Source organism: Sphaerospermopsis kisseleviana CS-549 (assembly GCF_028329225.1).
In the GTDB taxonomy this organism is placed as follows: Bacteria; Cyanobacteriota; Cyanobacteriia; order Cyanobacteriales; family Nostocaceae; genus Sphaerospermopsis; species Sphaerospermopsis kisseleviana.
The window spans coordinates 18103-28354 of the sequence record NZ_JAQMTI010000188.1 but is presented as its reverse complement, the minus strand read 5'-3'; the positions used below and the strand labels follow the sequence as shown (position 1 = coordinate 28354).

Sequence of the window (10252 nt, the reverse complement as noted above, 5' to 3'; positions counted from 1 at the left end):
TTTTTTAATTATTTTTGGGCGATAGCGAAGCGCTGCTGCAAGCAGTTCGCTATTGATCGGAAGTTAATCGCCAAAAGCCTGAAACGACGGATTTTCGTTCATGCACATCATGGTGAATTTGTACAGTGCGTAAGTCCTATATTTATATTTTCCTATTCCCACTGATAACTAATAACTAATAACTAATAACTAATAAAAATGCGAACTATTGCGGAAATTAATGAAAAAATCAACCAAAAACGCGCCGTAGTTTGGACGGTTGAAGAACTGAAAAAACGAGTAGCGGAAATCGGTATCACCAAAGCTACTAAAGCAGTTGATGTTATTACCACCGGCACTTTTGAACCAATGGAGTCCAGCGGTGCAATTATTAATTTAGGACATACTGACCCACCGATCAAAATTCGCCGCTGTTGGTTAGATGGTGTACCAGCATATTCTGGATTTGGTGCAGTAGATTTATACTTGGGTGCTAGTTGTGCTGTGGAAACGACAGAGGGTGAAGAACTGAGAGAACGTGGCGGAGGCCATGTAATTGAAGATTTAATAGCAGGTAAACCTATACAAGTAAGGGCTTTAGGACAAGTTACCGACTGTTACCCCAGAGCAACTTTTGAAACTACTATCACCTGTGACACTATCAACCAATTTTATTTATTTAATCCGCGCAATCTTTATCAAAACTTTATTATTGGGGTAAATGGAGGCGATCGCCCACTGCATACCTATCTAGGACCCCTCCAACCCCGTTTAGGTAATGCAGTTTACTCCAACCCTGGGGCAATTTCTCCCTTATTCAATGATCCCGATTTACAACTTGTGGGAATTGGGACAAAAATCTTCTTAGGTGGTGGAATAGGTTATGTAGCGTGGGAAGGTACGCAGCATTTCCCCTTACAAAAGCGGTTAGCTAATCGAACACCCATTGGACCATCGGCCACTTTAGCCTTAATTGGTGATGCCAAACAAATGGATGCGCGGTGGGTGCGGGGTTGTTACTTCAAAAGTTATGGACCATCTTTGATGTTAGGTGTGGGTGTGCCACTTCCGGTTTTAAACGAAACAGTAATTGAACGTTGTGCAGTCCAAGATCAAGATTTAGTAGCGCCAATAGTAGACTTTTCTATTCCCCGTCGTGTCCGTCCCACCTTTGGTTTAGTTAGTTATGCTCAACTAAAATCGGGAAAAATTCCCATAGAGGGTAAAGCGGTGCGAGTTGCTCCTTTAGCCAGTATGTTTCTCTCACGACAAGTAGCCTTAGAGTTGAAACAATGGATAGAAGCCGGCACATTTACCCTCACAGAACCAGTTGCTCCCATTCCTAGTGAACGAGCTTTTCTACCCCAGGACAGGTGGACAGACTTTTAATAGTGATTGGTGATGGGTGGGTGATGGGTGATGGGTGATTGGTGATTGGTGATTAGTGATTAGTGATTGGTGATTGGGAAAATACAAATAATTTTCCCCCTGCTCCCTGCTCCCTGCTCCCCTGCTTCTTCCCCAGTCCCCAGTCCCCAGTCCCCAGTTTCTATTCTTGAGGTTTCGGCTTTTTCACAGGCTTAGGAGCAGGTGTTTTTGGTACAGGTTTAGACACCGCAGAGGTTTCCCCACCTATTTTCTTGATGGGACGTGGAGTTTCTCCATCGCGTCTGGGGGGAAATGGTTTTCTGCCACCAGCACGGGGTCCACCTTTGAATGGTGGTTTGCGTTTTTTGGGTAAATCAGCGATCGCTTCAGCAGTTTCTACTATCAATACATCAGCTTCGCGCTTGACTTTGAAATCCCAAAATTTGCCCACAGCTTTGGTAGCCAGCACACCCCGCATTTTCAACTTAAAATACTTGGGTTTGTCAGTTGGTTTCCGTGGAGCTTGCTTGATTTTAACTACCAAACTCTTAGCGTCAAAAGATTGGTAAACTACCTCACCACGCACAGAAAATTCTCCATCAGGAATTTCTGATGAAGCTTTTACGGGCTGGGAAATTTCTTCTTTAGCAGCAGTTTGGCGAGTATATTTCTTGGCAGCACCATTTTCGGGTCTCTCTAAAGCTTGTGAACCCGATTTTTTGCCATCCTCATCTGGGGAATTTTTAGCCAGATTTTCTGGTTCCCAAACTCCAACAATTTGGATGTGTAGTGAGTCATTTTCTTGTCTGGTGCGGGGATAAACTACCCAGAGATGTTGTTTTTCTAAGTCCAGGTGATTTTTGACTAAACTCATAATCCGCCCTAAAAGGACGGCATTTAGCTCCACACCATCAGATGTGATCAGTGTTCCTTGGGTAAACTGTTCACTGCTGGGAGAGTAGCGCCCCCGGACTAAACCAATGGCTCGGTACTGCAATGGTTCGCTTGGAGGTGGGATCGGTTGTTGGCGATGAGCCAAATTCCCATTAATATCACTCTCGTGAGGTTTAACAGGTGAACTATCCGGTTTTGATGACTTAGCTGTTAAGTCAATTTTAGCTGGAGCCTGGTTAGAGGCTGTAGAATTGGAAGATTCAGGAGACGGCATCAGGTCGGAATTCATAAAAACTCCTTGCGGCGGAGACACATCCCATTATGGGATTTGACAAAAGCAGATGGAAAGAGCGTTTTTATGGCTGATAAAAGTATATTTCCTTTTAATCTGGCCATTATAGAGTGGGTTGTGCGAACACAAAGGCGCGAAATTTCTCATTTAGAGACTAAATGTGTCATTTAGCGCCTTTACTCTAGTTTCGGAAGCATAGCATAGCTATAATTCTGAATGCTCCTCCTAAAGTCATCACTTACTTTAACAGTCTAGATAGTTTTTTGTTATAAAATTCACAGTGAAATAACCGTATTCCGCAAAGTTTTGGAAAATTTTAACTTTGTGCTTTGTGTAAATATTAATTTCATTAATTTCGATTTATTTCGCTCAAATTTACCAAAAGGAAAAAAATTGTGTCTCAACCACGTAATCGGTGGATAATTCAGGTTGTCTTACTTCTGGCAGTTGCGGCGTTTATTGGGGTTTCTATTATACCCATCATTGGGGCTTTCAATGATTCTCAACCCTTAGCACAAAATACTAGCAGCAACTCTACTAATTCTAGTTTATCTCAGCAAAAGTCAAAGTTAGCAGATGAAATTCGCGGTTTGGAGCTAGTTTTGCAACGAGAACCTGAAAATCAAGCTGCACTTAAAGGTCTTTTACAAGCAAGGTTACAATTACTCAATCAAAAAGGCAGAGGTGAAGTTAAAAATGCTGATATCCAAGCGGTAATTGAACCTTTGGAAAAGTTGGCTAAATTGAATCCACAGCAGTCGGAGTATGGGGTTTTACTAGCACAAACAAAGCAGCAAATAGGCGATAATGAAGGAGCAGCCCAAACTTATCGCTCTATTTTAGCAACCAAACCCGGTGATCTCAAGGCTTTACAGGGAATGGTAAATTTACAACTCAGTCAAGAGCGCCCAGAAGCTGCTATTGGCTTGTTACAAGAAACTTTATCTACAGCAACTCAAGCAAATTCCATTCAGTCTGGAAGTGTTGATGTTGTTGCTGTACAGATACTTATAGGCAATGTTTACGCTTTACAGAAAAATGAGACTCAAGCTATCTCTTTATACGAGCAAGCAATTAAAAAAGATCCTCAAGATTTTCGTCCTGTGTTAGCAAAGGCGATGCTTTTAAAAGAACAGGGTAAGCTCGGTGAAGCAAAACCTTTGTTTGATAGTGCTACGGCTTTAGCTCCTGCTCAGTATAAAGATGAAATTAACAAGGCAGCAGCAATGCCTAGTCCTACCCCCGCAGCATCACCGGAAAGTACACCGAGTCCATGAGGATGGGCATTGGGCATTGGGAAAAATACAAATAATTTCCCCCTACTCCCTGCTCCCTGCTCCCCTGCTTCTTCCCCTGCCTTTTGCCTCCTGTCTCCTAGTTTCCTTCTATGGCGGCGACGATACCGAAGATAATAAATAAAATGCCTCCCAGGAGGGTTATTTGTTTTTCGGAAATTCTACCTGCAATTAATTTACCACCAATGACGGCGATCGCTGCACAAATTGAATGTCCCAATATTGCTCCTGCTGTGACACCTATGGCGTTGTTACTCGCTGCTAAGGCTATGGTGGCTATTTGTGTGCGATCGCCCCATTCGGCTATAAATGTTAATACAAAGGATTTCAGTAATATTGACCAGGTACTTTTCTGCTTACTGTCTAACTCCGCCTTTTCTACTGCTTCTTTTGCCTCGTCCATCACTTCTTCATCGGCTTTAGCTGGCATTTTCCAAGCATCGTAAAGCAGTTTTAAGCCAAAAGCGATAAATAATACTATTTCTGCATAGTGTACATATATTTTTGAACCTTGTGTTAATACTGACAGTATTTGCCCAAATATCACTGATAATACTGTCATTGCTGCTAAGGCTGCTGTTACCCCTGCAAACACTATTTTTCTGGAGTGCTGCATAGAGAGAATGACGGCGATAAAAAAGGTTTTATCACCTAGTTCGGATATGGTAATTAATAATAAACCTGCGGTGAAGGCTGTTAACACTCTCTGTTGCTCCTGTAGGATTTTTTACCTGTGTGGAGCTTCTAATGAGAGTTTTTATGACCTCACTGAAGCTCACACACTGTTTTTGTGTGAACTCAGTGAAGGTCTCGCTTTCAAATACTTTTTTATTCGCCATCTGAACCAGGCTCATCACCAGTATGTTGATTCAGATGCACTGGCTTTTGCCAGCAGCTACTCCCCTTCTATTTGATGTGTATTATACCTTGATTGTCGTTGGGTGTCAAGGGTTTTGGAGGAATGAACCGCAGAGGCGCTGAGGAAGCGAAGGGAAGAGGGTTTTTGAGGGATTTTTCATGAGTCCTGATTGACTCTTGACAGGTTTCTCTCAAAATGAGAGTATATATACAACGGCTTCAATAAAATTGATAATTGAAATTCCTTTCAAATAAAAGAAAGCGAGAATCAATATTTCATTATCATTCCAAAAATTTCCATTTTTGGTTGAAAGAAAAGAACCGTATTGCCACTCAACATTTTCAAATCCACTTATAACCACCCATATCCATCCATAATCTTTCAAACTCAAACAAAACGAAGAGGCATATCTATGACTGATATAAAGTATAAAACAAGAGGCTTTTTACATGAACCTTATTTCAATTCTCAAGCTCCGTAAAGATTCAGCAAAATATCCAGATATCAAAAAACAAATTGATAGATGGTATGCAACTGTTAAAAAAGCAGAATGGCAAAATTTAGAGGATGTGCGTAAAATTTACCGTGATGCTGAAGCAGTTGGTAATTTCACTGTTTTCAATATCAAAGGTAATGATTACCGTTTAATTGTCGGGATTAATTATGCAACACAAAAGGTTTTCTACAAATACTTGCTAACTCACGCTGAATATAGTAAAGAGAAATGGAAAAATGATGATTACTTTTGATAATAAAACCTATAGTCAATTACTAGCAGAGGTCGCTCCTCAAGTAATTGAAACTGAGGAAGAGTATGAACGTCTTTTAAAAGTTGCTGAATTTCTAACTTTTAAGAAAAATCTGACTCCAGAAGAGCAAAAATTAGATAAATTGCTTGTGAAATTAATTGAAGATTATGAGGAAGAAAATTATCCAATGGATAAATCTACACCTCATGAAATTTTACAACACATCATGGAATCTAGTGGCCTTCGTCAAGCTGACTTAGTGCGTATTCTCGGTTCTAGTAGTGGTGTGGTTTCGGAAATGGTTAATGGTAAACGTTCCATTAGTAAAGCACAAGCTAAAGCTTTGGGAGAATATTTTAAGGTTTCTCCTAGTTTGTTTATTTGAATTTCGGTTTTTTAGGATTTTTGTCAGAATCAGGATGTTGAGGATTTAAGGATTTCAATATTGTTACTATCCAGAATAAAAACTGGAGTAATGTTTCCATAAACCTAATAAAGAAAAACCTGTTGACACATTCCCAAACCCACAATCAACAATATTAAACCCATGCCTAACAAGAAGATTATCATAGATATTTGTGAAAACAAACTATCTGATGCTAACTTAGCTTTTAATACTTTCTGATTTCCATCTACGATGACTTCCCCCAAAGCAAATATTTTATCTCCAGCAAGCAGTTTTTTTTCCTCTATTGTTAGTTGACGACCTAAACCTATCAAATTTACTTTTTTAAAATTATATTCTTCTAAAAAATCATAACTTCGCTGATATCTAAATTTAGAGAATGTATTTTGATGATCTCTAAAAGTATGTTTTTGGGAGATTTGTAACACTGATTTAACCGGGATATTTTCAATTATATTAAATGGGGTATTTAGAACAATATTTACACTTATACTATCAATTTCATCTGTAATTGTTATGTTTTCATTAGAAGATGAATATAGTAATATATTTTTATTTTTACCATTATCGCTATAAACACAAACTTCCCACGCTGCACATTTTTTTTGAGTGACTGGACTATATAATTTTGGATGATCATCTACGTAACCACTGATAAATACTTTTTCTCCAGGATTGATACTTCCTATTCTCTTTTGTTTAGAGTTTACAAATAATTTCAAATCCTCTAATGATAAAGTCAGTAAACAAATACCTATCAATACAAAGAATAATCCCCCTATCAAAAACATGATTTTTTCAGATATATCCATACCATTAATTCCTGATAATTATGATTCATCTATAAATTCATTTACTCTCTGCCAAACTTTTTCTAATAAATCAGAATCCGCAACATTAAAATATTCCAAATTAGAAGTTTGTCTAAACCAAGTGCGTTGACGTTTGGCAAATTGTCGTGTGTGCAAAGCTATTAAATCTGTTGCTTCCTCTAAATTAATTTCTCCTGCTAAATATTGTTTGATTTCTTGATAACCTAAAGTATTCAATAATGGCAAATCAACACCATATTTTTGACATAAATCTTTAACTTCTGCCACTAAACCATCTGCTATCATTTGTTCAGTACGTTGGCGAATCCTCACATCTAAAATTTCTGGTTCACAATCTAAATAAATTTGTAAAATTGGATAATTTGGGGGGTTTTCTCCCTGTTGTTCAGACATGGGACAACCCGTGACATAATATACTTCTAATGCTCTTAATGTCCGCACTAAATCGTTAGCATGAATTTTTTGCACTGCTATAGGATCAACTTGTTTTAACATCTGGTAAAGTTGATGTTGACCTAATGATTCTAGTTGCGATCGCAATTCTGGTTGTGGTGAAACTCTGGGAATTTTCATTCCCTGCACTATAGCACGTATATATAAACCTGTCCCACCTACCAACAATAATGGAGAAACTCCCAAATTATCTATTAACTGTTGTGTTTGTTCCTGATAATCTGCTACTGTCATTGTTTCAGTCGGTTCACAGATATCAATCAAATAATGGGGGATTAATTTCTGTTCTTTCCGCGTTGGTTTAGCGGTTCCAATATCAAACTCGCGGTATACTTGACGGGAGTCAGCACTGAGAATGACAGAACCTAATCTTTCTGCTAAACTTAACGCTAATCCAGATTTTCCTGTCGCTGTCGCACCACAAATCACAATTAATTTAGTCATTAGTAATTAGTTATTAGTCATTGGGTTATATTAATCTTCATCAGTCCCCAATCACTAGTCCCCAGTCCCCAGCCTATTCCACCCCCTATATAAATTTGCTATTAAATTGCTCTAGAGACGGCATTAAGGCTTTTGTGTTATAATTTTGGGGTGATTTTACTTTTTTAGCCTTTTGGCGAATTAAACCCCTTTTTATCAGGAGAATTTTCATGACGAGCAGTTACAGTGCCGATCAGATTCAAGTTCTGGAAGGTCTGGAAGCCGTCCGTAAACGACCAGGGATGTACATTGGTTCTACAGGGCCGCGAGGACTACATCATTTAGTTTACGAGGTAGTGGACAACTCTGTTGATGAAGCTTTGGCTGGTTATTGTACTCATGTTGAAGTAGATATCAATGCTGATGGTTCTGTTACAGTTACAGATGATGGTCGGGGTATTCCTACGGATATTCACCCGAAAACTGGAAAATCAGCTTTGGAAACGGTGTTAACTGTTCTTCATGCTGGTGGTAAGTTTGGTGGCGGTGGCTACAAAGTATCTGGTGGTTTACACGGTGTGGGTATTTCTGTTGTTAACGCCCTTTCTGAGTTTGTAGAAGTAACTGTTTGGCGTGATCACAAGGTACACAACCAACGCTATGAAAGGGGTATACCTGTTACTGATCTGCAAGCAAAACCACATAAAGAACCCCAGACCGGTACTTCTGTTACTTTTAAACCAGATGAGCAAATTTTTACTACTGGTACTGAATTTGATTATATCACTTTAGCAGGTCGTCTGCGGGAGTTAGCCTATCTCAACGCAGGTGTAAAAATTACCTTTACAGATCATCGTTTAGAAGTTATCAAAAGTGATGCACCCAAGGTAGAAACTTATGAATACAAAGGCGGTATTAAAGAATACGTCGCCTACATGAACCGGGAAAAACAACCTTTACACGAAGAAATTATTTATGTGCAAGGGGAAAGGAATAATGTTCAGGTGGAAGTTGCCTTACAATGGTGTACTGATGCTTATACTGATAATGTCTTAGGTTTTGCTAATAATATCCGTACTATTGACGGCGGTACTCATTTAGAAGGTTTAAAAACTGTTCTGACTAGAACTTTAAATGCGATCGCCCGCAAGCGGAATAAAATTAAAGAAAATGAATCTAATCTCAGTGGTGAACACGTCCGCGAAGGTTTAACCGCAGTTATTTCCGTTAAAGTCCCTGATCCTGAGTTTGAAGGACAAACTAAAACTAAACTTGGTAATACGGAAGTCCGGGGTATTGTTGATTCTTTCGTAGGAGAAGTCCTGACTGAATACCTAGAATTTCATCCTACTGTCGCTGATTCTATTCTAGATAAGGCTATTCAAGCTTTTAAAGCCGCAGAAGCAGCACGTCACGCAAGAGAGTTAGTTAGAAGAAAGTCTGTACTGGAATCATCCCCTTTACCCGGTAAATTAGCAGATTGTAGCTCTCGTGACCCCTCTGAATCGGAGATATTCATCGTGGAAGGTGATTCAGCGGGTGGAAGCGCGAAACAAGGACGCGATCGCCGAACTCAAGCTATCCTGCCCCTACGTGGTAAAATTCTCAACATTGAAAAAACCGACGACGCAAAAATCTACAAAAACAACGAAGTTCAATCTTTAATTACAGCATTGGGTTTAGGCGTTAAAGGTGAAGAATTTGATGCCTCACAATTACGCTATCATCGTGTGGTAATTATGACTGATGCTGACGTAGATGGGGCGCACATCCGAACTTTGTTGTTAACATTCTTCTATCGTTATCAGCGATCGCTCATTGAGCAAGGTTTCATCTATATTGCTTGTCCACCACTATATAAAGTAGAACGGGGCAAAAACTACCAGTATTGTTATAGCGATCGCGAATTACAACAACACATTGCCACCTTACCAGCTAACGCTAACTATACCATCCAGCGTTTTAAAGGTTTAGGGGAAATGATGCCCGAACAACTGTGGACAACAACCATGAACCCAGAAACCAGGACACTAAAACAAGTAGAGATAGAAGACGCAGCGGAAGCAGATCGAATATTTACCATTTTAATGGGCGATCGCGTTGCACCCAGACGGGAGTTTATTGAAACCTATGGTTCTAAACTAAACCTCACAGATCTAGATATCTAATTTGTTATCTTGAATCTAGTTATAGAACTCGCCCTACATCCAATGGATGTATGGGTGAGATTAATTACTAATAGCTGTGTTAAAATACTAGTATTTAACAAGCCGTTCGCCTACATCCACCGCATCAAGTACGATCAAGTATCTCCACCAAGTTCCGATACTTTATCGGGCTTGGTTTTGGCTCACTCGATTTTCTTATAATGAAGCAAGTTTTGGAAAATAAATGTAGTATACTTATAAAATACTTATAAAACAAGTAAAAATACCCTGCTTGGCAAATAAAAATAGCAGTCATTTAAAATACTAAGGTGCTAATATATACCTTTGACCGATGAAACTACTAACAATATATTTGCCAATATTGTCATATACCGCTATGGTAAAGAATATAGATTTGCTTTTAGCGTATCGAAGACAGCGAAAGCTCCGAAGGCAGCATAGCGTCGCCACTTACTGATAGCTGAAAGCTGGCGATTTGTATTATGTATCCTATGCACTTTTTTCATAAGTAGGTAAATTGTTTAGCATATCCA

9 protein-coding genes are annotated in these 10252 nt (G+C 39.2%); 5 read left to right on the top strand and 4 right to left on the bottom strand.

Annotated elements, in window-relative coordinates; all coding sequences use genetic code 11:
* Window positions 1-198: 198 nt before the first annotated feature.
* Window positions 199-1368: a homocysteine biosynthesis protein gene (locus tag PN497_RS15515; RefSeq protein WP_096569093.1), complete on the top strand. Its 1170-nt coding sequence runs from the start codon at window positions 199-201 to the stop codon at window positions 1366-1368.
* Window positions 1369-1528: 160 nt separating this feature from the next.
* On the opposite strand, the gene PN497_RS15510 is transcribed toward PN497_RS15515, so the two are convergent.
* Window positions 1529-2530, bottom strand: a complete 1002-nt coding sequence (locus PN497_RS15510; protein ID WP_096569090.1) for a hypothetical protein — start codon at window positions 2528-2530, stop codon at window positions 1529-1531.
* Window positions 2531-2928: 398 nt separating this feature from the next.
* On the opposite strand from PN497_RS15510, the gene PN497_RS15505 reads away from it, so the two are divergent.
* Window positions 2929-3810 (top strand): tetratricopeptide repeat protein, encoded by an 882-nt coding sequence (locus PN497_RS15505; protein WP_096569087.1) that lies wholly within the window; start codon window positions 2929-2931, stop codon window positions 3808-3810.
* A 97-nt stretch (window positions 3811-3907) separates the two neighbouring features.
* Here PN497_RS15505 and PN497_RS15500 read toward each other — a convergent pair whose 3' ends face one another.
* On the bottom strand, window positions 3908-4531 hold the full coding sequence (locus PN497_RS15500) for a TMEM165/GDT1 family protein (protein ID WP_096569084.1): 624 nt from the start codon (window positions 4529-4531) through the stop codon (window positions 3908-3910).
* Window positions 4532-5136: 605 nt separating this feature from the next.
* Between PN497_RS15500 and PN497_RS15495 the strand changes: the two genes are divergently transcribed.
* Window positions 5137-5436, top strand: a complete 300-nt coding sequence (locus PN497_RS15495) for a type II toxin-antitoxin system HigB family toxin (protein WP_096569079.1) — start codon at window positions 5137-5139, stop codon at window positions 5434-5436.
* Complete coding sequence (locus PN497_RS15490) at window positions 5420-5821, top strand: helix-turn-helix domain-containing protein (protein ID WP_096569076.1); 402 nt, start codon at window positions 5420-5422, stop codon at window positions 5819-5821. Before PN497_RS15495 ends, PN497_RS15490 begins: the two co-directional genes overlap by 17 nt.
* Before the next feature lie 104 nt (window positions 5822-5925).
* Here the strand turns inward: PN497_RS15490 and PN497_RS15485 are convergent, their stop codons facing one another.
* Entirely contained in the window at window positions 5926-6654 is a 729-nt protein-coding gene (locus PN497_RS15485) for a hypothetical protein (protein ID WP_096569073.1), read from the bottom strand.
* Between the two features lie 18 nt (window positions 6655-6672).
* Complete coding sequence (gene miaA, locus PN497_RS15480; RefSeq protein WP_096569071.1) at window positions 6673-7572, bottom strand: tRNA (adenosine(37)-N6)-dimethylallyltransferase MiaA; 900 nt, start codon at window positions 7570-7572, stop codon at window positions 6673-6675.
* A 209-nt stretch (window positions 7573-7781) separates the two neighbouring features.
* Between miaA and gyrB the strand changes: the two genes are divergently transcribed.
* Window positions 7782-9719, top strand: a complete 1938-nt coding sequence (gyrB, locus tag PN497_RS15475) for a DNA topoisomerase (ATP-hydrolyzing) subunit B (protein ID WP_096569068.1) — start codon at window positions 7782-7784, stop codon at window positions 9717-9719.
* The last annotated feature ends 533 nt before the right edge of the window (window positions 9720-10252 follow it).

Bases quoted from the DNA above. Each gene is read 5' to 3' on its own strand.
- PN497_RS15515 (WP_096569093.1), top strand. From the start codon at position 199: ATGCGAACTATTGCGGAAATTAATGAAAAAATCAACCAAAAACGCGCC.
- PN497_RS15510 (WP_096569090.1), bottom strand. From the start codon at position 2,530: ATGAATTCCGACCTGATGCCGTCTCCTGAATCTTCCAATTCTACAGCC.
- PN497_RS15495 (WP_096569079.1), top strand. From the start codon at position 5,137: ATGAACCTTATTTCAATTCTCAAGCTCCGTAAAGATTCAGCAAAATAT.
- PN497_RS15490 (WP_096569076.1), top strand. From the start codon at position 5,420: ATGATGATTACTTTTGATAATAAAACCTATAGTCAATTACTAGCAGAG.
- PN497_RS15485 (WP_096569073.1), bottom strand. From the start codon at position 6,654: ATGGATATATCTGAAAAAATCATGTTTTTGATAGGGGGATTATTCTTT.
- miaA (WP_096569071.1), bottom strand. From the start codon at position 7,572: ATGACTAAATTAATTGTGATTTGTGGTGCGACAGCGACAGGAAAATCT.
- gyrB (WP_096569068.1), top strand. From the start codon at position 7,782: ATGACGAGCAGTTACAGTGCCGATCAGATTCAAGTTCTGGAAGGTCTG.